The following is a 23,797-nucleotide window of genomic DNA, read 5'->3' as shown; positions in this document are numbered from 1 at the left end:
ATATGTCTTCACAAGAATTACAAGATGGTCAGGACGGATACATTGAGAAATTGGTTTCTGTTCGCCGAGTTGCAAAAGTTGTAAAGGGTGGACGTGTATTTTCTTTCTCAGCACTTACTGTAGTAGGTGATGGTGACGGCCGCATTGGTTTTGGTAGTGGTAAAGCCAGTGAAGTTCCAGTTGCAATCAAAAAAGCAATGGAACAAGCTCGTCGCAACATGAGAGATGTACACTTGAAATCAGGTACACTTGAGTACCCGATCAGTTTTGAACAAGGTGCTGCAAAAATTGTTATGTTGCCGGCTTCAGAAGGTACTGGTGTTATTGCAGGTGGTTCAATGCGTGCTGTGTTAGAAGCAGCTGGTGTTAAGAATGTATTGGCTAAATGTATTGGTACAACTAGACCAGTGAACGTTGTACGTGCAACTGTTAACGCATTAACCTCAATGCATACACCTGATTTTATTGCTGCTAAGCGTGGTAAAAACTTAAAAGATATTACGGGTGAATAATATGGCTGCTAAGAAACTTGTTAAAGTTACCCTTGTCAAAAGTACAATAGGTCGTTTACCAGCTCATAAAGCTTGCGTAGCTGGGCTAGGTTTACGAAGAATGCACCATACGGTTTCCGTTATTGATACACCCGAAAATCGCGGTATGATCAATAAAGTGTCGTATCTGCTAAAAGTTGAGGAAGCGTAAAATGTTTTTAAATACATTAGCGCCTGCAGAGGGCTCAAAAAAAGAAAGAAGACGCGTAGGTCGTGGACAAGGTTCAGGTCTAGGTAAAATGGGTGGGCGTGGTCATAAGGGCCAGAAGTCTCGCTCAGGTGGTTTTCATAAAGTTGGTTTTGAAGGCGGTCAGATGCCTATCCAACGCAGATTGCCTAAAGTTGGTTTTACCTCTTTAAAAGCTAAATATTCAACTGAAATTCGTTTAGATGCGTTAAATCATCTGGATTCAGATGTGATTGATTTAGCTACTTTGAAAGCTTGCAGCTTAATCAATGAAAAGATTAAAAATGTTAAGGTTATCAATTCTGGTGAACTAACTAAATCAGTAAAACTTTCTGGTATTAAAGTAACGGCTGGCGCTAAAGCCGCTATTCTTTCTGCTGGTGGAAGTGTTGAAGAGTAAATATGAATAATCCTTCTTTAAGTCAAGCAGGTGGTGCTTCTAAAGGCTGGGGTGACTTAAAGTCACGTTTATTGTTTGTTCTAGGTGCGTTAATTGTGTTCCGTTTCGGTACACATGTACCTGTTCCTTCAATTGATCCAGTTGCACTGGCTGCAATGTTTGAGCAACAAAAGGGTACTATCTTAGACATGTTTAACATGTTTTCTGGTGGTGCATTAGAGCGTTTGTCAATTTTCGCGTTAGGTATAATGCCTTATATCTCAGCGGCAATTATTATGCAGCTCTTAACGGTTGTTTCTCCAACACTAGAACAGCTGAAGAAAGAAGGGGAGCAGGGTCGTCGTAAAATCACACAGTATACTCGAATGGGTACGGTGGTTTTGGCGACCTTCCAAGCAATTGGTGTTTCTATAGCATTGCAAGCTCAAAACATTAACGGTATGCCTGTTGTTGTAAACCCAGGCCCAATGTTTATGCTCACGGCTGTCGTAACACTAGTAAGTGGAACAATATTCCTGATGTGGCTTGGTGAACAAATTACCGAGCGTGGTATAGGTAACGGCATTTCGTTGATTATCTTTGCTGGTATCGTAGCAGGTTTACCCTCAGCATTAGGTGGAACTCTAGAGCAGGTTCACACCGGTGCTTTGCATGCTTTGACTGTGGTTGTTCTGCTTTTATTGGTTGCAGCTGTAACGGCATTTGTTGTATTTGTTGAAAGAGGCCAGAGAAGAATACCCGTTCACTATGCTCAACGTATGCGTGGGCGTAAGTTATATGGTGGCCAAGAAGGACATTTACCACTAAAGCTGAATATGGCTGGTGTTATACCTCCAATTTTTGCTTCTAGTATCATTCTATTTCCAGCTAGTTTAGGTGGTTGGTTTGGTTCTTCGGAAAATCTTGGTTGGCTTAAAGATTTGGCTACAACGCTTGCTCCAGGACAGCCTTTGTATGTGTTTTTCTATGCATTGGCAATCATTTTCTTCTGTTTTTTCTATACTGCGATTGTTTTCAATCCTAAAGAAACAGCGGATAATTTGAGAAAATCAGGTGCTTTTTTGCCAGGTATTCGTCCAGGTCCCCAAACGGCTCGGTATATTGATACCATTATGGGGCGGCTAACCTTAGCTGGTGCGGCCTATATCACGGCGGTATGTTTGTTGCCTGAGTTCTTGATTTTATACTGGAATGTACCTTTCTACTTCGGTGGGACTTCGTTGTTGATTATTGTAATTGTTGTTATGGATTTTATGACACAAATACAAGCACAGTTGATGTCAGGCCAGTATGAAAGCATGATGAAAAAAGCAAATTTGAAAGGTAAGTAGAAAGTCAACTATTTACCTAGTATTTCAACAAGAAGGCGAGTATAATCACTCGTTTTTCTAGACGGATTTTAGGGGAGCGTCAAAATGGCTCGTATTGCCGGCGTAAATTTACCGCTTAACAAGCATATTGTTATCGGCTTAAGATCGATCTATGGCGTAGGACAAACTACGGCTCAGAACCTATGTGTTTCTGCAGACCTTGATCCTACAACAAAAGTTCGTGAGTTGACTGAAGATCAGTTAGAAAAGCTACGTGTAGAAGTAGCGAAATATAAAATTGAAGGTGACTTGAGACGTGATGTTTCTATGAACATCAAACGTCTAATGGATATGGGTTGTTACCGTGGCATTCGTCATCGTCGTAGCTTGCCCTTACGTGGTCAGCGCACTAAAACAAATGCGCGTACACGTAAAGGTCCAAAGAAACCTATTAAGAGATAACCGCATAACCTGCGAGAATAATTATGGCAAAAGCAAATACGCGTGTTAAAAAGAAAGTCAAGCAAGTTATAAACGATGCCGTTGCGCACGTGCATGCTTCTTTCAATAATACAATTGTGACGATTACAGATCGTCAAGGTAATGCATTGTGCTGGGCAACAGCTGGTGGCAGTGGTTTCCGTGGGTCTCGTAAAAGTACACCTTTTGCGGCTCAGGTTGCTGCAGAGCGTGCTGGCCAGATGGCTCATGAGTACGGTGTAAAGAATATGGACGTTATGGTGAAAGGACCTGGCCCAGGTCGTGACTCAGCTGTTCGTGGTTTGCACAGTGCAGGCTTCAAGATTACATCGATTTCTGATGTAACTCCGATTCCTCACAATGGATGCCGTCCATCTAAAAAACGTCGTGTTTAAGGATATAAGTTCATGGCAAGATATATTGGTCCAAAATGTAAGCTCGCGCGTCGTGAAGGCACTGACTTATTTTTAAAAAGTGGTGCAAGAAGCATTGAATCAAAGTGTAAGATTGATCAGGTCCCTGGTCAGCACGGTGCACGTCGTACGCGTGTAACTGAGTATGGTACTCAGTTACGTGAAAAACAGAAAGTTAGACGTATTTATGGCGTTCTTGAAAAGAAATTCCGTCTTTATTACAAAGAAGCGGATCGTCGTAAAGGTTCAACAGGTGTAAACTTATTGCAGATCCTAGAAAGTCGTTTAGACAATGTTGTCTATCGTATGGGCTTTGCAAGTACTCGTGCAGAAGCACGCCAGTTGGTATCGCATAAGTCGATACAAGTTAATGGCGGAACGGTTAATATTCCTTCGTATGAAGTTTCACCTGGTGATGTAGTTAGTATTCGTGAAAAAGCACGTAATCAAACTCGTATCGCATCAGCATTAGAGTTGGCCTCAAAAATGGGTTCGATTTCATGGGTTGAGGTTGATCCAAAAGCTTTCCAAGGAACATTTAAATCTGTTCCAGATCGCACGGATCTTCCGGCAGAAATCTCAGAAAACTTGATTGTTGAGCTTTACTCTAAGTAGTCTATAAACGGAGATAACACCTGATGCAAGAGATGTTAGAACAGTTGTTGACCCCACGTCTTGTTGACATCAAGAGATTGAGTCCTACCCATAGTCGTGTGACTTTAGAACCGCTTGAACGTGGTTTTGGTCATACACTTGGTAATGCTCTAAGACGTATTCTTTTATCATCTATGCCTGGTGCTGCGATTGTAGAAGCTCAGATAGATGGAGTATTGCATGAGTACTCAACTATTGAAGGTGTAAGAGAGGACGTTTTAGAAATCCTACTTAACCTTAAAGAAGTATCAATCAAGTTAAACGCTAAAAATAGCGCACAGTTGGTTCTGAAAAAATTCGGTCCAGCTGTTGTAAGAGCGAAAGATATCTCTGTTGACCATGATGTTGAAATCTGTAATCCAGATCACATTATTGCTCATATCAGTGAGGGTGCAGAACTATCTATGACCTTGAATGTTGAAAAGGGCATTGGATACCGTGCTGCGGCCCAGATTGATGCCTCTAATTCTTCTCAGGTTGGCTCCTTGCGGTTAGATGCGAGTTTTAGTCCGGTTCATACAGTAAGTTATGAAGTTGAAAATGCTCGCGTTGAACAGCGAACAGATCTTGATAAATTGATTCTTGATGTTGTTACTAATGGCACACTTGATCCTGAAGATGCAATTAAGCAAGCAGCAACAGTATTGCATTACCAGCTAAATGCTTTTGTTGACTTGAAGCATCAAGAGATTTCAGCACCTCAAGAAGAAGAAAATGAGTTTGATCCTATTTTCTTACAACCGGTTGATGATCTCGAGTTAACAGTTCGTTCAGCGAACTGCTTAAAAGCTGAACAGATCTATTATATCGGTGATTTGGTACAACGTAGTGAAGGTCACTTGTTAAAAACACCAAATCTAGGTAAGAAATCTTTGCAAGAGATTAAAGACGTCTTAGCGCAAAGAGGATTAAGTTTAGGTACTAAATTAGAAAACTGGCCGCCATCTAGCTTGGTGAGCAAAGAGTCAGCGTAAGTAAAAGGAAGCTATTATGCGTCATCGTAAGAGTGGTCGTAAACTAAATCGCAATAGCTCGCACCGTAAAGCCATGTTTAAAAACATGTCAGCTTCATTAATTGAGCATGAAGTGATTAAAACTACGGTTGCTAAAGCTAAAGAATTGCGTTCAATCGCAGAGCCATTGATCACCTTAGCTAAGGAAGATAGTGTACATAACCGTCGTTTAGCTTTTTCGCGTCTTCGTGATAAAGCGGCTGTTGGTAAGCTATTCACTGACCTAGGTGTTCGTTATCAGACTCGTCCAGGTGGATATATTCGTATTCTTAAATGCGGATACCGCCCTGGAGACAATGCGCCTATGGCAATTGTTGAGCTGGTCGATCGTCCAGTGGCAAAAGTTCAAGCACCTACTGAAGTATCAGAAGAAGCTTAAATTTTAAAGACCGACGTAAGTCGGTCTTTTTATTTATGTCTTAACATGTTAATTGATACCCACGCACATCTGAATCTACTTCAAACCTCTTCTGAAGTTTATAAATACCCAGTTATAAATGTATCCACTGACCTAGAATCTTGTCATTCAAATCTTTCTGTTTCTGTAAATAACCCCAATAGTGTTTTTATGGCCTGTGGGTTTCATCCATGGTTTGTTGATCAGGTATCTAATATAGATTTAAATCTATTATTTGAGTTTATGAAGTCTAATAATATTCACATTATGGGTGAAATTGGTTTAGATTTTTCAAGCTCTCATAAAGCTAATAAACAAAAGCAATTAGAGGTTTTAGAAGCCCAACTTAGATTTGCAAGCCAATATAATTTGTCAGTTTCGCTGCATTTAGTAAAAGCTTATGATGAAATGTTTGCTTTGCTTAAGCATTATCCAGTATCGGGTGCGATTCATAGCTTTCCTGGAAGTTTAGAACAGGCAAAACGTTTTGCTAAATTAGATATCAAAATTGGTGTGAATGGCTTGATCTTAAGAGATAATGCCCCGAGGTACCACAACCTTGTCAGGAATTTACCAATTTCACATTTGGTTTTAGAAACGGATGCACCTAATATTTCATACCCAGATGGCCAAACCGGTGATCTCGGGATGTTGTCTTTAATCGCATCCAGGATCAGCCATTTAAAAAATATGGATTTGGTTGATGTATCCACCATAACAACACAGAATGCAATCGAGAGTTTTAATTTATATGAACGGTTATGATTTGTTATCCGACCCACTTTATGAGCGCAGTCGATTAGTTTTTACTGATGATGGCATGCTTAGATTAAATAGCAGTCATATCCTAGTAGCTGGTGTTGGCGGTGTTGGTGGTTTTGTGGCTGAGGCATTAGTGCGTGCCGGTGTAGGAAATCTTACTCTAGTTGATCATGACAAGGTGTCGGCCTCAAATAAAAATCGCCAGATTGTAGCGCTTGATTCAACTGTGGGACGTTTGAAAGTTGATGTGATGGCAGAGCGCTTGGCGGATATAAACCCGAGTTGTAAGATTCATAAAATAGCTGAATTTTTAACACCTGAAGCCATGCCAGACCTAGTCAGTTCAGGTTTTGATTTTGTTGTAGATGCCATTGATAGCTTAAATTGTAAAGTCGCGCTGGTTGAACAAGCCTATATTCAACAAGTACCCGTTGTTTCTAGTATGGGGGCAGGACGCCGCATTGATCCTTCTAAAATTTCAATTACCGATATTAGTCAAACTCATGGCTGCGGTTTGGCGCGTGTAATGCGTCAGCGTTTAAGAAAACAGGGTATTAAAAAGGGAGTTCCAGTCATTTTTTCAACAGAACTTCCCAAAGAACCTGGCCCATTCGAAGCCATAGAGGGTGCAAGAGGCCGAGTTGTCAATGGTACTGCAAGCTATATGCCAGGCATTTTTGGTTTAATGCTGGCCGGCTTGGTGGTGCAAAAACTAACTCAATCAACTTGATATTATTTAGTTGTATGACCCAAAGATTTGGCATGAGCTGATTCTAAATTCTTGACCGCTAATTCAGCCTCGGTTAGGTATTTAATGACTTGTTCACTGCATTCATCCAGTTTTATAAACTCGCCTTCTATGAGCGCTAAGTCTTGGTTGTCGTGTGCAGTGAGAATGCGCTTAATGGTTTTATGTAGCTCTTCATGCCATGTTTCTACCTGCTTCATTTCTGTCAGATGAGCGTACTTTTGTCCTTCTGCGCTATAGAACCATTTTCCTAAGCCACATTTCGTGTGATTGGTCGCGGCCTCTAAGTTTAAGCCAACGTCCATGCCTGCAATATAAGCGGTAATCAACCCTTTCCATTGTTGATGCGCACGGCGAGCTTGTGCAAAAGCAAATTGACCCGTTTGCATGGCGGTTTCAAAATTAATCTCCTTTAAATCAATCTTGAACATTTTTGATAGTTCAATAACTTCGTTCGCATAACGAGTCATTTGCTGTGTTTGTTGTGCGGTTTCCTCAACCAGTGTGGCATTTTGCTGAGTAGCCGTGTCAATTGAAGATATCGCATTATTCACCTGTTCAACCCCTTGGGATTGTTCGGTAGTAGCCTGGTTTATTTCATCAATAATTTGGCTGACTTGTTCTATTGAGTGGTTGATGACATCAATTGCTTGGCCAGATTGATTGGCGAGTTCAGTGCCTTGCTGAACTTTGATTAAGGTGTCGTCAATTAAGGTTTTGATTTGTTTAGCCGCTTCGGCCGATTTTTGGGCTAAGCTGCGAACTTCCGAAGCGACGACTGCAAAACCGCGACCATGATCACCTGCTCTGGCCGCCTCTACAGCCGCATTCAAAGCCAGTAAATTGGTTTGAAAAGCAATGCTATCAATAAGGTTAGTGATTTCGCCAATTTTACTACTTGAGTCATTGATTTCATGAATTGCGTCAATGGTCTGTTTGACTACCTGATTGGCGTTAGAAGCCTCACGGCGTGATTGATCAGATAAGCCCTGAGCCTGTCGAGCATTATCGGCCGTTTGGCGGATTGTCGAGGTGATTTGTTCCATACTAGCGGCGGTTTCTTCGAGTGAGGCGGCTTGTTGCTGGGTGCGTTGAGCGAGGTCTTGAATGCCAACCGAAATGCGGTTGGTGCCTTCTGATAAACGTAGTACTGAAAAGTTAGACTGAGACATCAGGCTGGATACATTTGAAGTCGCATTGTTGACCCCATCTTTTAAAATGCTCAAAGTGCCGTGAAGCGGAAGATGTATGCGTTTGGTCAAATCACCAGAGCCTTGAGCGACCATGACTTGCGTGGTTTCAGCGATGGCTTTTTCAAGTTGATCCAACGTTTGGTTTATAGTGTCTTTAAGGTGCTTTAATTCGCCTTGTGCTTCGGCATGAATACGTTTTTCAAAATAGCCTTCAGATACCTGGTCCATTAACTCATTGACTTCAAAAAACACGCCTTTCAGAGTCACCATAGCGGTTTGACCATATTCAACGGCTTGTTGATAATCACCTTCTAACTCGGTATTGGATTCGTAACTAAAGTTACCATTACGAATCTCATGTAATACTTTTGTTATTTCTTCTGTCGTCTGACGCATCGCCTGAGTTGCAAGGTTAGTACTGGCCTTGAGTAGGTCAAAGTCGCCTTGCATAGGAATACTGGTGGTGGCGCTGAGTCTACCGTGCGCAATCGCCGATAACATGCGTCCGGCTTCACCAATTGCAACCTGCATATTTTGCATTTGTTGATTGTAAGTGCGGGCTAATTGACCAATTTCATCTTGATTTTTAACCACGGCACGTACGCTTAAATCGCCTGTGCGCTGAGAGCATTGCATAATTTTTTGTAAAGAACGTAAGGGCCGAGATACCAATACATAATTCATGATCGCAAAGTAAGTGGATAAAACGACCAGTAATAGAATGCTGAGCCAGCCAAATTGGGTAAGCAGTTGGCCAGCCACCAGGCCTGGTGCATCCGTTTGGTTGAGTTGGTTTAAGCCACTAGTTCGCATCCAAGCTATCACCCATACGGCCAAACCCAATAACATCACATTGCCTAAACTCAGCTTAGCCAACAACGACCAATTCTTAAATGGGTTCAGGTTATCCAGCTTGGCACGTAAAGGCGTAAAAACCTGTCCCTTTTTAATAAGCAGTTGTCCGTTGTTAATTAAGGGATAGGCCGTGGTGGCCAGTTCTATTTCGGCTTCGGTAGCTGGCATGCGGACGGAAATATAACCGGTAATTTGATCTTGTTTTTTAACGGGTGCCACATTTGCTTTGACCCAATAATGATCGCCATTTTTAGTGCGGTTTTTAACAATTTGTGTCCAACCTTCGCCGGACTGCAGAGTTTGCCACATATCTTTAAAAACGGCAGGCGGTACATCTGGGTGGCGCAATAAGTTATGTGGCTGACCAATTAACTCAGATTCGGTATAACCACTAATTTCAATAAACTCATCATTGGCTTCGACAATCGTGCCATCGGTATCTGTTCGTGAGACTAAACGATAGTTTTGTGGAATTGGCTTTAGTTTTTGGGTTACGGGTAGGTTTTGTCTCATAAGTTTCTCCAGCAGCCACGCGGTTATTTACGAACGGATATTTAGTAGGAAATTATTTTATGCTAATAGTTTATGATTAATCTGTATGTCGTTGGTTTATAAACATAAAACTTGATTTACATCAGGTTAGGCTTGGTATCGTTTGCGTTTGTATAAATTGTTATACTGTTGCACCTCTTGAATACATAGGTTAGCTAAATTGAAACCCAGTCAATACAGTCGTTTACTTTCGCGCAAACTTTATTGGGATTTGGAAGAGCAAGTGCTTTGGTTAGATTTGCGTCAGATTTGGCCGGAAAAAGGCGTGTTGCGCCTGCCGAGTTGGGATCAAATGATGTTATCGGCCGAACCGATTCCGCATTATGCGCCCGCGTTAGATGTGTTGAGTTGGTCGATTCATAGCGAGTTACGCTTTTGGTTACAGCAGATTCCGAAATGGGTGGTGGAAAGTTGTCAGCTATTTCCTAGCCATCAGCTTAGCTTGTTGCATTATGCCGGTCGTTATCCACAAATGTTGGAGTTATTGGACCATGCGCCTCTACTGGCATGGGAGTTAGTGCGAGCGCCTTTGACGGAAGCTGAGCGAGTGGCTCTTTTTCAGTCTAAACGCACGGATATGGTTGAAAAGCTGGGTTGGCCAGGCAAGAGCGAAACCCTCAAGTTTCTGCGTAGTCTACGTTTACGCCAGGTCAATAGTGAGTTATTAGAGCAAGTGCAGGTCTGTTTATTGGACGAACGACGCTTGAATTCATTACAAAGCTTACCGCGTATTAACTCGATGGCATTATCCTTGGCGGCACGCTTTCCGGAACTCATTGGACAACGTTTGCATCAGAGTTTGGCTCGCATGCCTTGTCGACCAATGCAATGTCAGTCAATGGTCGCCTTGTTGGAGGATGTGTATCGCTTGGCTGAATTTATCGGAGAAGCCGATGTCACCCATAAAATTGGTGAATGTCGATATTTGGTCGAAGTCGAAACTCTATACCAGGCCTGGTTGAATCAAGCATTAGATCAGCCGTCTCAAGCCACTAAGGTGGAGCTGTCAAACCAACCCCAATTATTAACGCAGCTCGCTGAATGGCAGGCCTTGAGCCGTCAACAGCACCAGGCCTGGTGGTTAGATTATTCACAGCCGAAGTTACAATTGTGGGCTTGGTTGTTTGAGGGGCAGACGGTAGGTTTGTTATTGGATAAGCAAGACGTGGCGAGCCCGAAGGTTCGACGTTTGCGCCAAGCCGACAATCAACTTGCCAGCGCGGCGTTGCAAACGCAAGTCGAGTTGTGGTTGGTGAGCTTAAAAAAAACAGAGTTAGACTAAATTAGTCGAGTAGCTTTTCAGAGCCCATTAAGTCTTGATAGGTCTCACGTGGGCGTACTAACCAGGCCTGGTGCTTCTGCACCATCACTTCGGCGGCCCGCGGACGTGTATTATAGTTTGAACTCATGGTGAAGCCATAAGCACCCGCTGATAATACCGCCAGTAAGTCGCCAGCTTTTAAATTAAGTGTGCGATCTTTCCCCAAAAAGTCACCGGTTTCACAGACCGGGCCAACTAAATCCCAGCGAGCCTCAACACCATCAGTGCGTGGGTTGAGTGGGATAATTTGTTGATAAGCTTGATACAAGGCTGGACGAATTAAGTCGTTCATGGCGGCATCAATAATGGCAAAATGCTTATGATCTGATGGTTTTAAGTATTCGACTTCGGTTACTAATACCCCAGCATTGCCCGCAATCGCACGACCCGGTTCGATAATCACTTCAATAGTCGGATCATTCAGCTCGCTTAATAACGCCTGGATGTAGTCGGCAATCTCAGGCGGGTTTTCTTCGGTATAACGAATCCCCAGCCCACCGCCTAAATCTAAGTGATGAATCTCAATCCCTTGATCGGCCAAACGTTGTTTAAGTTGCAAAACCTTTTTAAGCGCATCCACAAACGGCCGCACTTCGGTTAGTTGCGAACCAATATGGCAGTCAATGCCGATCACTTTGATATGAGAGCAAGCGGCCGCAGTTTGATAAAGTTCCGGTGCGGTTTGGATATCGACGCCAAATTTGTTTTCTTTCAAACCAGTTGAAATGTAAGGATGGGTTTTGGCGTCCACATCTGGGTTGACTCGAATTGAGATGGGCGCGATTTTATTCACACGTTTGGCAACGGTTTGGATGCGATCCAGCTCGGCATGCGATTCGACATTAAAACAACGAATACCGACTTCCAACGCACGCTCAATTTCAGATTCTTTTTTAGCGACACCCGAAAACACGACTTTATCAGCTTGTCCACCAGCACGTAATACACGTTCGAGTTCACCTTGTGAAACAATATCAAAGCCTGAACCCAAGTGAGCTAAGACTTGCAAGACGGCTACGTTGGAGTTGGTTTTGACTGCATAACATACCAAGTGTGGCTGAGTGCCAAAGGCCTGATCAAACGCCTGCCAGCGTTGTTCCAGCTCGGTGCGAGAGTACACATACAGCGGTGTACCATATTGTTTTGCCAAATCGCTTAAAGAGACCTGTTCGGCCATTAACTGATTTTGTTGGTAGTGAAAAACGTCGTTCATGGATAATCCTTATTCAGCATGCAGAAACGGGTTCAAGAAGGCTGACGAGTTGAGTGATTTGGTGCGTTAAAGCTTGTGTCTATTTGGCTAGCCTGCGGTAAGTTGAGCGGGCCTTTTTTGCCACAACCGCTCAACACAAACGCCATCACCAATAAGCTGACGGCAAACAAAAAAGGTTTTAATTCTAAAGACATGAGCGGCTTGCGTTTCATATTTGATGCCATCGCGTTAAAATGATCGCCATTTTACCAGAATCTAGGAACGCATTGATATGTCTGAACTATTACCGGTTATTGTCGAACCTTCTTTACCAGCTAAATCCGCCGTCATTTGGCTGCACGGTTTAGGTGCGGATGGACATGACTTTGAAGAAATTGTCCCCAGTTTAGGCTTGCCCGATGATCATGCGATTCGGTTTATTTTTCCACACGCACCGATCCAACCCGTGACGATTAACGGCGGTATGCAAATGCGTTCGTGGTTTGATATTCGTTCGTTAGATATGCAAAACGATGTGGATTCAGCCGGAATTCGAGTTGCTTGTCACCAAGTCTATAAATTAATAAATGAACAAGAAACCGCTGGAATCGATCCCAAAAACATTATCCTCGCCGGATTTTCACAAGGCGGGTTGGTTGCCTTGCATGCGGGCTTGAGTTACGACCATAGTTTGGGCGGTATTATGGCGTTATCCACTTGGTGCCCGTTGGTAGAGCAGTTTCATTTGCATCGCGAAGTACCGATTCTGATGATTCATGGTCGTCAAGATCCCGTTGTGCCGTTTGAGTTGGGCGCTAAAGCGCAAGACGACTTAAGCACAAAAGGTTACCAAATAGATTGGCAAGTTTACGATATGCAGCACCAACTCTGTTTAGAAGAGGTTGAATATATCGGAAACTGGTTAAGCCAGCAATTATTGCAAGGAAACCGCTAATGTTTATTCTAACTATGCGCGTGCGCGACTATGAATGTGATATTCAAGGAGTGGTGAATAACAGTGTGTATCAAAATTATCTTGAACACGCCCGCCATGAATTCCTACTCGCCAATAACGTCAATTTTGCCAATTTAAGCGCACAAGGCATTAATCTCGTCGTTACTAGAACCGAGTTAGATTACAAAGCCTCGTTACGCCCACAGGACGACTTTTACATTACGGTCGAATGTATTCGCGAATCGCGCCTCAAGTTTGCCTTTATTCAACATATCTACCGTTCAAATGATGATAAATTAGTTATGCAAGCCAGAGTCATCGGAACGGGTTTGAATGCACGCGGTCGGCCAGAAATTCCGCCCGAGCTGGACAGTCTATTTACACCGCAAAATGATTAGGTAATGAATATGAAAGTGTTGGTCGGTGTGTCAGGCGGAATCGCCGCCTATAAAGCCTTGGAATTGGTGCGCTTATGTGTCAAAGCCGGCTACCAAGTGCAGGTGGTGATGACGGAAGGCGCAAAGCAGTTTATTCAACCCTTATCCTTTCAAGCCTTGTGCGGTCATAAAGTGCGCGACAGCTTGTTTGATCTCGAGCAAGAAGCCGGCATGGGGCATATTGAACTAGCACGCTGGGCGGATGTGATCGTTATTGCGCCCGCCTCAGCGGATGTGTTGGCACGTTTGCGCGCCGGCATGGCGAATGATTTGTTAACTACTTTGTGTTTAGCCACTGACCGCCCGATTTTGTTTGCACCAGCGATGAATCGTTTGATGTGGACGAATGCCGCCACCCAGGACAATGTCACGGCTTTACAAGCACGCGGTTGGCAAATGATAGAGCCGGCGTCGGGTGAACAGGCATGTGGAGAAGTGGGGGCGGGGCGTTTAGCTGAGCCAGCCACTATTTTTGAATACATTGTTCAGCAAATCGACAAGCTAACCGTTACGACAGCTCATACAGACAAAGCACCAGGCCTGGTGAAGAATAAGTACCAGGCCTGGTGGTCGGATAAAACGCTACTAATTACCGCTGGGCCAACCTATGAAGATCTAGACCCGGTACGTTTTATTGGTAATCGCAGCTCTGGCAAAATGGGGTTTGCGATCGCCGCGGCGGCGGCTGAATGGGGTGCAAAAGTAATTTTGATCAGTGGACCGGTTAATCTGGCCACGCCACCAAGCGTGACGCGAATCGACGTACGTTCAGCCATGCAGATGTTTGAAGCCGTAAAACAAAATTATGCACAAGCCGATATCATGATTGGCGCGGCGGCGGTAGCCGATTTTAGAGTGGCCAATCCTGCCACTCACAAAATCAAAAAAGACTCCAATCAAGACGAGTTAGAGCTCAAGCTGGTTAAAAACCCAGATATTATCGCCTGGGTCACGGTGCAAAAGGATAAACCTTATGTGGTGGGTTTCGCGGCTGAAACTCAGCAGTTGATGGAACATGCCAAAGCCAAGTTGCAGCGTAAAAGTTTGGATATGATTTGCGCCAATCAAGTGGGCGACGGGCGCGGATTTGATACCGATGACAATGCTTTAACGTTGATCACCCAAGATCAAGAATGGCCGCTTTCGCCGTCATCTAAAATCCAACAAGCGAAACTTTTGCTGAGCTTTATCCAACAGAATCAAGCGGAAAATACGCGCTAAATTAGTGCATTTACTCGGCTTGATCGAGCAGGTTATTCATACAAACTTTGTTTCGGCCCGCTTGTTTAGCTTGGTAGAGCGAATGATCGGCCGCTTTAAATAGCTTATCAAAATCAATTACCACGTGACCTTCATCAAGCTGGTTTAAGTCTTTAAGTAAAGCGGCTAGTTGCGGCGCTAACTTTTTATCGTGGCAAGCTAAGCCGAATGTGCAAGTGACGTTAATTGAGCCAGGCTGTAATTGTGAGATCTGCTCGCGTAACGCTTCAGCTCGGTCTAGAGCCTGTTGATGATGCGTGTTTTTCATAATCACAATCAACTCATCTCCCCCAAAGCGCGCCACAATATCTTGGCTATGACTGAGGCTTTTGGTGACTGAAGCGACCTGACGTAAAATATTATCGCCGACCTGGTGACCATGAGTATCGTTAATTTCTTTAAAGTGGTCGATATCGATCAACATCAGTGCCACGCCTTCATTTTTTTCAATCGCTGCTTGAATTAATTTATCGCCAAACTCTTCTAAAAAGTGACGGTTATTTAAGCCAGTAACCATGTCTAGATTGGCTTTTTCATACAAGGCGGTTTGCGCCGCGACCGATTCATCCAACGCGCGTTTAGTCACGATTAAATTAATCGCGCGTGCTAAAAAATCCGTTTCGTGAAAGGGTTTGGCAATGAAATCACCCGCACCGTGTTTCAGTACATAAACTTGGCGCAATAAATCATTCCAGCCTGACACGGCCAGAATCGGAATATCCCGTATTTTTTCATTACCATGACGGATTAGGTTGATTAATCCCATACCACTCACTTGGCCTTCAAGTACTAGGTCGGTGACGACTAAGTCAAAAGGTTTTTTACTAGTGTCTAGCAGTTCAGCGGCGGCTTCGCCACTTTTAACATGCAACACTTGCCAGCCCGCGCTTTTCATAATATGACTGGTATAGTCGGCGGTACTTTGCGCGTCTTCGACATACAGCACCCGAGCCGGAATATTTAAGGTGGTGTAGAGTAATAAGCTGTGCAACGCACGCTTGAGAGATGGAAAATCGGATTTTATGAAAATTTCAGTAAAGCCTGCATCATAAGCTAGGCGCTTAAAATCTTGGCTCGCGTTAGAGGTCAGTAGAAATTTAGGAATATTACTTAAAAAAGAATTGAGATTAATTTTTTTTAAAAATTTAAAACTATCCATATCGCCAAGCTCGTGAGCTATGCAAATGGCCGCCGGAGGTTGCTTCTTTAAAAGCTTCAGCGCATCTTGCCCCTTGGCGGCTTCGATAACTCGGGTGTCAGCATTCGTGAGGGTTTTGTTAATTAGGGTGCGATAACTTACTGAGGGATCAACGATAAGGATATTCATACGAATTGTTTGGTGTGCTATAAATAATCCGTAATCATATAGACCTAGGCGAGATAGAACAAGTTTATTCGCTAAAAATGATCTACCTCTATAAATCGAACAGAATGAACAATGGTTCTTTGTAACTATTTGGCTTGATCAATCATTTTTTGGGTTGCTGACTCTACTTCCTGGGCAATCTTATGTAGGTCTGCGTTGTCCGACAACATCGCCAGCATGGGTTCAGGTCGGATCATGCCGATTTTTGTCACGCCTTGCTCGGTAAAGACCGAAATTCGACAAGGTAGCGCCATATTCAAGTTCATATCGACGGCTAGAACCTTTGAGGCTTGAGCTGGGCTACAGACTTCAAACACACGGCATTGGTTGTAGAAATCAAAACCCTTGCTGCGGAGCGTTTGGCCTAAATCGTGAATATGCAACACGCCAAACTGATTGGCTTTTACCGCCACTTCTAGGTCTTGGCTGGCTTGTTCAAACGATTTTGAGGTTTCAACTACATAGTACATAACAAATTCCTTTGCGGGTTTTAGTCGCTTTTTTGTTGTTGGCGCTCTTGATGACGGCGCGCAATTTCATCCCAATCTATATTGTTACAAGTTTCACATTCTTCTTTAAGAATACCCATCCAGACTAACATTGAGTGGATTTTGCAACCCACACAGAAGCCCAAAATCGCTTCCATCCACATGAAACCAAGGCACACCCAGACCAATACTAGCGGTATCCAAAAAGGCATATAGTTAATATGTGTTGGAATTTCAGTGCTTAGGATTGAGTTGATTATGCGTGCAGTAGTATCAGGGTTAAAAAACACGATACACACCACAATAAAGCTGCTGCCCAAAGCCCAAGCAAAACGTTTAGGTACCAAAGGCTTCCACACCGGTGGTTTGTCAGCGGCTAATAAGCTGGCAATTAAGATGGTTGGTGATAAACGTGATGTCCACTTTGACATGCCAGACAACATATCGAACAAGGCATAAAATAACACCCAAGTTTGCACCGTCCAGTCAAAGGTTCGGCGGATCGCTTCGACTTGGTAAATAATATGGCCATCCCAATCAAGCTCATAAGTATCAACGGAGGTATTACCATCCACGACCCAGTTTGAAACATAAATCGCATCATAGAGGGTTAAGCCCATATAGAGTGGAATAATTAACAAAATACCCGCGCGAATACGCACAGCCGTATCGTTAATGTAAAGAGGGGATTCGGTAGGGTCACGAAACCAGAGGTTTTTAATCGCGTTTAAGTATGCTTGCCACATTAAATATGCTCCTATCAGCCTACTGAATAAAGTAGGTCGTATTTTTATAATATTAACGTTTCATAATATTACGACCTTGCTAGCTACAAAAGCCAATAGAAAAACTTAATGAGGCGATATGACTAAATAAATGAATTTAGTCGAGATCCTTTACACGACCCCGAAGACTTTTGGTGCGACCTTTTTGAGCTTTGGATTTTAAACGGCGTTCGCGTGAGCCCCGGGTCGGTTTTGTGGCGCGGCGGGGCTTTTCGACGCGTAAGGATTGTTGAATCAATTCAATTAAACGTTTAATCGCGGCTTCGCGGTTTTGTTCCTGGGTGCGAAACTGTTGGGCTTTAATCACAATCAGCCCGTCTTTGGTAATCCGATGATCACGTTGCTTTAAGAGTTTTTGCTTGGCTTCATCCGGCAAACTGGAGGCGCGAATATCAAAACGTAGATGCACCGCTGAAGAGACTTTATTGACATTCTGACCGCCCGCGCCTTGTGATCGAATCGCTTTAAGCTCGATTTCGGACTCATCAATCTGAATGTGATGGTTGATGTAGATCATAGAGTTTAAACTTGGTTTTCTAATGAGATCAGGCATTTTAACAACTAAAGCAATGTGAACGATGCCGATTGAATCGGCAAGTCATGAATCGTGTAAAATACATCACAAATTTAATTTATAAATCGATATAAAACGCCAGCTTAAAAGGAAACTGCATGACCATACAGGTGGAATACAAAATTCTAGACCCGCGCTTGGGTAACGAAATTGAAATGCCGCATTATGCGACTCAAGGTTCAGCGGGGCTTGATTTGCGAGCATGTATTGATGAGCCGCTTACGATTGCAGCGGGAGAAACTCAATTAATTCCCACCGGCTTAGCGATTCACTTAGACGATGTCGGTTTGGCGGCGATGTTATTACCGCGTTCGGGTTTAGGTCATAAACATGGGATTGTATTAGGCAACTTGGTGGGTTTGATTGATTCAGATTATCAAGGGGAGTTAAAAGTCTCCTGCTGGAATCGCAGTGATACACCTTATATTGTGCAGGTCGGTGAACGAATTGCACAAATGGTGATCGTTCCTGTCTTGCAACCAGTTTTTACAAAGGTGGAGGAATTTGGCGAGTCAAGTGAACGTGGTATGGGTGGTTTTGGTCATACGGGAACGCATTAAATTTAATCCGGCGAATAATCGTTAAAAGGGCAAGAAATGAAAACACCTAATGTTGGCCGAGTGGAGCGAGTGCGTTTATTAGCTGGCCTGGTGTTAAGCTTAAATAGTCTAGTTTTATGGGCACAGCCCGTCGTTAAGAACTCGACTGCGTTAGAAGGGTTGAATTCCGACTGTCTACAAGAGGGTTTAAAATATGCCCCGGACGATATGACTTTAAAAACGTTGCGTGAGCGTTGTTTAGAAGTCGAACCTAAGCCAGTCGAACTCGATCAGGTTTTCGAAACTACTAAAAGCCCCACCGCGCTTGAAGAACGTATTCAAGCGGAAAGGCGTAATAAGTTTGAGCCTTATATTATGCTACCCTATCGTCCAAACTATATTTTGATTGGTGCGTATAACTTCGCTGAACCCAATGAGCAGCCATATGAAGGAGCGAATTACGTTGAGACCATTGAAGGTGATTTGCAGCGGGTTGAAACCAAGTTTCAAGTCAGTTTGAAAATACCTATAGCGGATAACATGCTGGGTGGTCGTTGGTTTGTAGCTTATACCAATCGCTCGTTTTGGCAGGCTTACAATACCGGACTTTCTAGGCCGTTCCGCGAAACCAATCATGAGCCCGAGTTATGGGTAACCTATGATCAAAATATTGAGTTTCTCGGTTGGCGGAACCGGCTAATTGATTTTGGTTTGTCGCATCAATCTAATGGGCGTGGCGATCCAATTTCGCGTTCATGGAACCGAGCGTACGCTCGCTTTATTTTTGAGCGTGGTAATAACGTCATAACGGTGAAACCCTGGTGGCGTTTGCCAGAGCAAGATAGCAAAGACGATAATCCAAATATTTTGGAATATATGGGGGCGGGTGAACTCCACTTTGCGACCAAGCTGGGTAATAATCACGTTAATATGATGTTTCGAAATAACTTTGATGCCGATGATAATTATGGCGCGTTTGAGCTGAATTACAGTTACCGAATTCACCGTAATTTGCAAGGCCATGTGCAGTGGTTTTATGGTTATGGTGAAAGCCTAATTGACTATAATCACTTAAATAACTCGATTGGCATAGGCGTGCAGTTAAACAGCTGGTTATGATAAAATTCAGCTTATTTAACGCTTTTAAGGAGTGGATGTATGCCTTCATTTGATGTGGTTTCAGAAGTCGATAAACATGAATTGACCAACGCGATCGACCAAGCTAATAAGGAAGTGGTCACTCGTTTTGATTTTAAAGGGACCGACTCGAGTTTTGAATTAAAAGACTTAGAAATTAAAATGAGTACAGAGTCTGAGTTTCAGTTGGATCAAATGTATAACGTCTTAACCTCAAAGCTAAGCAAACGCGGAATTGATTTGCGCGCCATCGAGTTAAAAGACCCGGATGTTCAACTTAAAACCGCCAAACAAACCGTCATTGTGCACCAGGGTTTAGATACACCGATTGCAAAAAAAGTGGTTAAGATTTTGAAAGATGCCAAGTTGAAAGTACAAGCACAAATTCAAGGCGAAAGTGTGCGTGTAACCGGCAAAAAACGCGATGACTTACAAGAAGCGATTGCGTTACTGAAAGCGCAAGAGGAGTTCGAACGACCATTACAGTTTGAAAACTTCCGCGATTAACACATCAACTCAACCTAATTAAATCAGAAAGCACCAGGCCTGGTGCTTTCTGGCCGACTAATTCAATTCAGCCTAAAACTCAAACATACGTAAGGTATCGTTCGGCACCAGTGAGCTGGCTTGGCGAATACGTTTTTGCATCCAACCCATAAATAATTCGACTTCGCGCATGCTTAAGCGGTCATCAATAAAGGTAATAGACGACTGCACTTCCGCGGCCTTATTACCCGGTTGCACAATATATTTAGCACAGTTTAAACGGCTGTTTAAATGCGATAGGGTGACAAAAATTTCCGGATTATTACGGTATTCAGACTTGATTGGGTAAACCTGACTCACCACTACACGACTTAAACCACCCAGCTGAACACGCGGCTCCATAATGTAGCGCCCATTGCCGTATAAGACTTCAATTTGACGTTCATTTAAAACATTCGTGATATAACCCTGCTTTTCGAGCGCGTCTGCCAATACTTGAGGGGGCGGAGTTTGATCATTAAACTTTATCCAGCTATTCGAACCAGTTTGAGTCAAGGCGCAGCCAGATAACATCAGTAAAACAAATAAACTAACAATAAAACGCATGGATAGATTCCTGTATTTTTTTAACGATGCGGGTAAAATACCATTTCCCTTTATGAAATGACAGGCGCAACAGCCATGAGAGTGCAAAATACAATGAATTTAAACAAAGACCAAGCCCAGCATATTGCCTCGGTACTGGCCGAAGCTTTGCCTTACATCCAGCGTTTTGCCGGTAAAACCATTGTGGTGAAATATGGCGGCAACGCGATGACCGAAGACGATTTAATGGCGAGTTTCGCGCGCGATATCGTACTAATGAAACTGGTTGGCATGAATCCGGTAGTGGTGCATGGCGGAGGCCCTCAGATTGGCGACCTGCTCAAGCGTGTAGGTAAGGAGTCGGAGTTTATTCAAGGTATGCGTGTTACTGATACCGAAACCATGGATATCGTGGAAATGGTATTGGGCGGTCTGGTGAATAAAGAAATCGTTAACTTGATTCACCAACACGGCGGCAATTCGGTGGGCTTGACGGGCAAAGATGGCAATATGATCATGGCCAAAAAGCTTAAAGTGACCAAGCAAACCCCCGGCATGGATGTGCCTGAAATTATTGATATCGGTCATGTTGGCGAAGTCGAACGCATTAACACAGGCGTGATCGACATGTTAATTAAAGGCGACTTTATCCCAGTCATTGCCCCAGTGGGGGTGGATGCTGAAGGTAATTCTTACAACATTAATGCCGACTTGGTGGCGGGTAAAGTGGCCGAGGCCTTGCAAGCCGAAAAACTCATGTTGTTGACTAATACACCAGGCCTGCTTAATAAACAGGGTGAATTGTTGACCGGTTTAAATGCCAAAATGGTGGATGAGTTAATTGCCGATGGCACTATTTATGGTGGCATGTTGCCGAAAATCCAATGTGCATTGGATGCGGTACAAGGTGGTGTGAAAGCCGTGCATATTGTCGATGGCCGAGTCTCGCATGCGGTGATGCTCGAAGTCTTTACCGATGAAGGTGTTGGCACACTGATTACGGCGCGTTAAATATTACATTGCGTGCGATATCATCCAAAAAGCGAAGCCTAAGCTTCGCTTTTTTTATTGCTAGAGTTTTCATGTGATTGATCAAATTCTACTGTTCATTATTTCATTAATGGCCAACTTACTGTCAGCACTAGCCGGTGGTGGGGCAGGCTTATTGCAGCTACCCGCTTTATTGTTTTTAGGCTTGCCGTTTGGGGTTGCGCTCGCCACACATAAAGTCGCCAGTGTATTTTTAGGTTTAGGGGCGACGGCTCGCCACTGGCGAACGTCGACCTTGGATTGGCGTTTTGCTTTGTTCATTTTAATCACTGGTGTGCCGGGCGTGACTCTGGGCGCGAGTTTTATTTTGCAGGTGGATGATCGGTTAGCGCAATTAGCTTTGGGGATTTTGACGCTGGGTTTAGGCATCTATTCCTGGCTAAAACCTCAACTTGGTCAAATTGAAGCGATACAAAATCGCTCCACTCTGGGTTATGTTATTGGCGGGTTGGTGATTATGTCGATAGGGGCTTTAAATGGCTCATTAACTTCTGGCACCGGCTTGTTTGTAACCTTATGGCTTGTGCGTTGGTTTGGGTTGGATTACAAAACCGCCGTGACTTACACTTTAATTCTGGTGGGTATTTTCTGGAATGGTAGCGGAGCCATTACGCTTGGCCTATTAAGTGAAATTCAGTGGGATTGGCTGCCTGCGCTGATTTTAGGATCGTTGTTGGGTGGTTATTTAGGCGCACACCTGGCCATTGTAAAAGGCAATAAATTGGTTAAGCGGGCATTTGAAACATTGACAGTTTTAGTCGGTTTAGCTTTGATTATGCAGGCCTGGTGATCGGATTAATTGGATTGGTTTTGCAGATCTTTAGGACGAGTAATACCGACAAGTTTGCCATCACCACGTTCTAATTGTGACCAATCAGCCGGCATAATAAATTGTGCGATAGCGGCGGTCGGTAGCAACTTAACTTGGCTAGATTGCTCAACTGGCAGGTCTCGCAGGTAATCTATTAGCTTTTGTAAACCGGGGTTGTGGCCGATTAATAATATACGCTTGCCTTCAATCTTCGTCAGCTCAGCTAATAAAGTAGACAAATTTGCCAAATAAAGTGAATCCAAGTTGAATACTTGAACATCACAGTCTTTACAAAGCCGATTTAAGGTTTGTTGCGCACGTTTGGCCGTTGAACACAAAATCACATCGGGCAACAAATCTTGTGCGGCCAACCAATCGGCCATTTTTTTAGCATTACGCCGACCACGTTCAGATAAAGCCCGTTCTTTGTCGCTGATATCTTCATTCGACCAGTCTGATTTGGCGTGACGCCAAATAAGCAGCTCGCGGAGTTTATCGGCCATCTTCTATGCCATAAGTTTGACGATATAAGCGCATGGCCTCTAAGGCTTCAGCGTTATCAGTTTGGGTGCTTAAATAATCAATCAAATCATTTAAGTTCAAAATGCTCACTACCGGCAAACCATATTGTTGTTCCACCTCTTGAATAGCCGATAACGAACCCTGTCCGCGTTCCATCCGATCTAATGCCACCACCACGCCAGCGGGTTGTGCTCCGTGGTCGTGAATCAGGTCAATCGACTCACGAATCGCCGTGCCGGCAGTAATCACATCATCAATAATCAAAATACGCCCTTCAAGCGGGTGACCGACAATTTGGCCGCCTTCGCCGTGATCTTTGACTTCTTTGCGGTTAAACGCATACGGCTTGTCTAGTTTGTGATCCCGCGCTAAAGCCACGCTTGTAGTCGCTGCAAGCGGAATGCCTTTGTAGGCTGGGCCAAATAACACATCAAACTCAATGCCCGAGTTGGCAATGGTGGCCGCATAAGCCTGAGAAAGTTGATCAAGTTGACCACCAGTATTAAACAAGCCGGCATTAAAGAAGTACGGACTGGTACGCCCAGATTTAAGCGTGAATTCGCCCAGTTTGAGTACGCCGGTTTCGCGGATGAATTCAATAAAATTAGTCTTTTGCATGGGTCTTCATGGTTATGAAATAAACCACAATCATAGTGGGCCGAAGGGGTGGGTGCAAGCTGTTTTTCGTTGGATTTTGTAAATTTGAACTAAGTGAATTCTTGGCGCAAAAATCGGATAAAAATAAGCATAAAATAACGCAAGGAAATGCTCCCT

General features: G+C 43.7%; 30 protein-coding genes. 20 read left to right on the top strand and 10 right to left on the bottom strand.

Annotation, left to right across the window (positions count from 1 at the left end; genetic code table 11):
• Positions 1-2 precede the first annotated feature (2 nt).
• The 11 genes from rpsE (at position 3) to N746_RS0109610 (ending at position 6,897) form a co-directional block, all read left to right on the top strand.
• Positions 3-512 (top strand): 30S ribosomal protein S5, encoded by a 510-nt coding sequence (rpsE, locus tag N746_RS0109660; RefSeq protein ID WP_029936116.1) that lies wholly within the window; start codon positions 3-5, stop codon positions 510-512.
• Position 513: 1 nt separating this feature from the next.
• Positions 514-702: a 50S ribosomal protein L30 gene (rpmD, locus tag N746_RS0109655; RefSeq protein WP_029936114.1), complete on the top strand. Its 189-nt coding sequence runs from the start codon at positions 514-516 to the stop codon at positions 700-702.
• Between the two features lies 1 nt (position 703).
• Complete coding sequence (gene rplO, locus N746_RS0109650) at positions 704-1,138, top strand: 50S ribosomal protein L15 (RefSeq protein WP_029936112.1); 435 nt, start codon at positions 704-706, stop codon at positions 1,136-1,138.
• Between the two features lie 2 nt (positions 1,139-1,140).
• Positions 1,141-2,469 carry a preprotein translocase subunit SecY gene (secY, locus tag N746_RS0109645; protein ID WP_029936110.1) on the top strand — a complete coding sequence of 443 codons (1,329 nt, stop codon included), beginning with the start codon at positions 1,141-1,143 and terminating at the stop codon, positions 2,467-2,469.
• 84 nt (positions 2,470-2,553) lie between these two features.
• Positions 2,554-2,910 (top strand): 30S ribosomal protein S13, encoded by a 357-nt coding sequence (rpsM, locus tag N746_RS0109640; RefSeq protein ID WP_029936108.1) that lies wholly within the window; start codon positions 2,554-2,556, stop codon positions 2,908-2,910.
• A 23-nt stretch (positions 2,911-2,933) separates the two neighbouring features.
• Positions 2,934-3,323 (top strand): 30S ribosomal protein S11, encoded by a 390-nt coding sequence (rpsK, locus tag N746_RS0109635; protein ID WP_029936106.1) that lies wholly within the window; start codon positions 2,934-2,936, stop codon positions 3,321-3,323.
• A 12-nt stretch (positions 3,324-3,335) separates the two neighbouring features.
• Positions 3,336-3,956, top strand: coding sequence for a 30S ribosomal protein S4 (rpsD, locus tag N746_RS0109630; RefSeq protein WP_029936104.1), 621 nt, complete (start codon positions 3,336-3,338; stop codon positions 3,954-3,956).
• A 23-nt stretch (positions 3,957-3,979) separates the two neighbouring features.
• A complete protein-coding gene (locus tag N746_RS0109625) occupies positions 3,980-4,969 on the top strand; it encodes a DNA-directed RNA polymerase subunit alpha (protein ID WP_029936103.1) in 990 nt (329 codons plus the stop codon).
• 16 nt (positions 4,970-4,985) lie between these two features.
• Positions 4,986-5,387 (top strand): 50S ribosomal protein L17, encoded by a 402-nt coding sequence (rplQ, locus tag N746_RS0109620; protein WP_029936100.1) that lies wholly within the window; start codon positions 4,986-4,988, stop codon positions 5,385-5,387.
• Between the two features lie 45 nt (positions 5,388-5,432).
• Positions 5,433-6,170, top strand: a complete 738-nt coding sequence (locus N746_RS0109615; RefSeq protein WP_081836017.1) for a TatD family hydrolase — start codon at positions 5,433-5,435, stop codon at positions 6,168-6,170.
• Positions 6,133-6,897 (top strand): tRNA threonylcarbamoyladenosine dehydratase, encoded by a 765-nt coding sequence (locus N746_RS0109610; RefSeq protein ID WP_245603363.1) that lies wholly within the window; start codon positions 6,133-6,135, stop codon positions 6,895-6,897. The genes N746_RS0109615 and N746_RS0109610 overlap by 38 nt, the downstream gene beginning before the upstream one ends.
• A gap of 2 nt (positions 6,898-6,899) precedes the next feature.
• Here the strand turns inward: N746_RS0109610 and N746_RS0109605 are convergent, their stop codons facing one another.
• A complete protein-coding gene (locus N746_RS0109605) occupies positions 6,900-9,476 on the bottom strand; it encodes a methyl-accepting chemotaxis protein (RefSeq protein ID WP_051678619.1) in 2,577 nt (858 codons plus the stop codon).
• Positions 9,477-9,675: 199 nt separating this feature from the next.
• On the opposite strand from N746_RS0109605, the gene N746_RS0109600 reads away from it, so the two are divergent.
• Positions 9,676-10,797, top strand: a complete 1,122-nt coding sequence (locus N746_RS0109600) for a hypothetical protein (RefSeq protein WP_029936094.1) — start codon at positions 9,676-9,678, stop codon at positions 10,795-10,797.
• A 1-nt stretch (position 10,798) separates the two neighbouring features.
• Here the strand turns inward: N746_RS0109600 and lysA are convergent, their stop codons facing one another.
• A complete protein-coding gene (gene lysA, locus N746_RS0109595; protein ID WP_029936092.1) occupies positions 10,799-12,049 on the bottom strand; it encodes a diaminopimelate decarboxylase in 1,251 nt (416 codons plus the stop codon).
• A gap of 32 nt (positions 12,050-12,081) precedes the next feature.
• A complete protein-coding gene (lptM, locus tag N746_RS0109590) occupies positions 12,082-12,261 on the bottom strand; it encodes an LPS translocon maturation chaperone LptM (protein ID WP_029936091.1) in 180 nt (59 codons plus the stop codon).
• 59 nt (positions 12,262-12,320) lie between these two features.
• On the opposite strand from lptM, the gene N746_RS0109585 reads away from it, so the two are divergent.
• From N746_RS0109585 to coaBC, 3 genes are read left to right on the top strand one after another with little or no spacing between them, the layout of a single operon-like run.
• Positions 12,321-12,983 carry an alpha/beta hydrolase gene (locus tag N746_RS0109585; RefSeq protein WP_029936090.1) on the top strand — a complete coding sequence of 221 codons (663 nt, stop codon included), beginning with the start codon at positions 12,321-12,323 and terminating at the stop codon, positions 12,981-12,983.
• A complete protein-coding gene (locus tag N746_RS0109580) occupies positions 12,983-13,381 on the top strand; it encodes an acyl-CoA thioesterase (RefSeq protein ID WP_029936089.1) in 399 nt (132 codons plus the stop codon). Before N746_RS0109585 ends, N746_RS0109580 begins: the two co-directional genes overlap by 1 nt.
• Positions 13,382-13,390: 9 nt before the next feature.
• Positions 13,391-14,641: a bifunctional phosphopantothenoylcysteine decarboxylase/phosphopantothenate--cysteine ligase CoaBC gene (gene coaBC, locus N746_RS0109575; protein ID WP_029936088.1), complete on the top strand. Its 1,251-nt coding sequence runs from the start codon at positions 13,391-13,393 to the stop codon at positions 14,639-14,641.
• Positions 14,642-14,651: 10 nt separating this feature from the next.
• Here the strand turns inward: coaBC and N746_RS0109570 are convergent, their stop codons facing one another.
• From N746_RS0109570 to arfB, 4 genes are all read right to left on the bottom strand, one after another.
• Positions 14,652-16,007 carry a GGDEF domain-containing response regulator gene (locus tag N746_RS0109570; protein ID WP_029936086.1) on the bottom strand — a complete coding sequence of 452 codons (1,356 nt, stop codon included), beginning with the start codon at positions 16,005-16,007 and terminating at the stop codon, positions 14,652-14,654.
• Positions 16,008-16,132: 125 nt separating this feature from the next.
• A complete protein-coding gene (locus N746_RS0109565; protein WP_029936084.1) occupies positions 16,133-16,516 on the bottom strand; it encodes a DUF302 domain-containing protein in 384 nt (127 codons plus the stop codon).
• A gap of 20 nt (positions 16,517-16,536) precedes the next feature.
• Positions 16,537-17,280, bottom strand: coding sequence for a DUF4395 domain-containing protein (locus tag N746_RS0109560; protein WP_029936083.1), 744 nt, complete (start codon positions 17,278-17,280; stop codon positions 16,537-16,539).
• Between the two features lie 136 nt (positions 17,281-17,416).
• Positions 17,417-17,827, bottom strand: coding sequence for an alternative ribosome rescue aminoacyl-tRNA hydrolase ArfB (gene arfB / locus N746_RS0109555; RefSeq protein ID WP_425426648.1), 411 nt, complete (start codon positions 17,825-17,827; stop codon positions 17,417-17,419).
• 164 nt (positions 17,828-17,991) lie between these two features.
• Here arfB and dut point away from each other — a divergent pair, with 164 nt between their 5' ends.
• From dut to N746_RS0109540, 3 genes are read left to right on the top strand one after another with little or no spacing between them, the layout of a single operon-like run.
• Positions 17,992-18,453: a dUTP diphosphatase gene (dut, locus tag N746_RS0109550; protein WP_029936079.1), complete on the top strand. Its 462-nt coding sequence runs from the start codon at positions 17,992-17,994 to the stop codon at positions 18,451-18,453.
• A 36-nt stretch (positions 18,454-18,489) separates the two neighbouring features.
• Positions 18,490-19,551, top strand: a complete 1,062-nt coding sequence (locus tag N746_RS0109545) for a phospholipase A (protein ID WP_051678618.1) — start codon at positions 18,490-18,492, stop codon at positions 19,549-19,551.
• Between the two features lie 39 nt (positions 19,552-19,590).
• Positions 19,591-20,076, top strand: coding sequence for a YajQ family cyclic di-GMP-binding protein (locus N746_RS0109540; protein WP_029936075.1), 486 nt, complete (start codon positions 19,591-19,593; stop codon positions 20,074-20,076).
• 72 nt (positions 20,077-20,148) lie between these two features.
• On the opposite strand, the gene N746_RS0109535 is transcribed toward N746_RS0109540, so the two are convergent.
• Positions 20,149-20,661, bottom strand: coding sequence for a hypothetical protein (locus tag N746_RS0109535; protein ID WP_029936074.1), 513 nt, complete (start codon positions 20,659-20,661; stop codon positions 20,149-20,151).
• Positions 20,662-20,736: 75 nt separating this feature from the next.
• On the opposite strand from N746_RS0109535, the gene argB reads away from it, so the two are divergent.
• The gene (gene argB, locus N746_RS0109530) at positions 20,737-21,651 is read left to right on the top strand and encodes an acetylglutamate kinase (protein ID WP_038125948.1); all 915 of its coding nucleotides are present in this window, start codon (positions 20,737-20,739) and stop codon (positions 21,649-21,651) included.
• A 73-nt stretch (positions 21,652-21,724) separates the two neighbouring features.
• Positions 21,725-22,480: a sulfite exporter TauE/SafE family protein gene (locus N746_RS0109525; RefSeq protein ID WP_211245127.1), complete on the top strand. Its 756-nt coding sequence runs from the start codon at positions 21,725-21,727 to the stop codon at positions 22,478-22,480.
• 5 nt (positions 22,481-22,485) lie between these two features.
• Here the strand turns inward: N746_RS0109525 and N746_RS0109520 are convergent, their stop codons facing one another.
• Entirely contained in the window at positions 22,486-23,004 is a 519-nt protein-coding gene (locus tag N746_RS0109520; protein ID WP_029936069.1) for a SixA phosphatase family protein, read from the bottom strand.
• Positions 22,994-23,641, bottom strand: coding sequence for an orotate phosphoribosyltransferase (gene pyrE, locus N746_RS0109515; RefSeq protein ID WP_029936067.1), 648 nt, complete (start codon positions 23,639-23,641; stop codon positions 22,994-22,996). Before pyrE ends, N746_RS0109520 begins: the two co-directional genes overlap by 11 nt.
• Positions 23,642-23,797: the final 156 nt, after the last annotated feature.

This window comes from Thiomicrospira pelophila DSM 1534, assembly GCF_000711195.1.
Taxonomy (GTDB): Bacteria; Pseudomonadota; Gammaproteobacteria; order Thiomicrospirales; family Thiomicrospiraceae; genus Thiomicrospira; species Thiomicrospira pelophila.
This window is presented reverse-complemented; position numbering and strand designations above follow the sequence as displayed.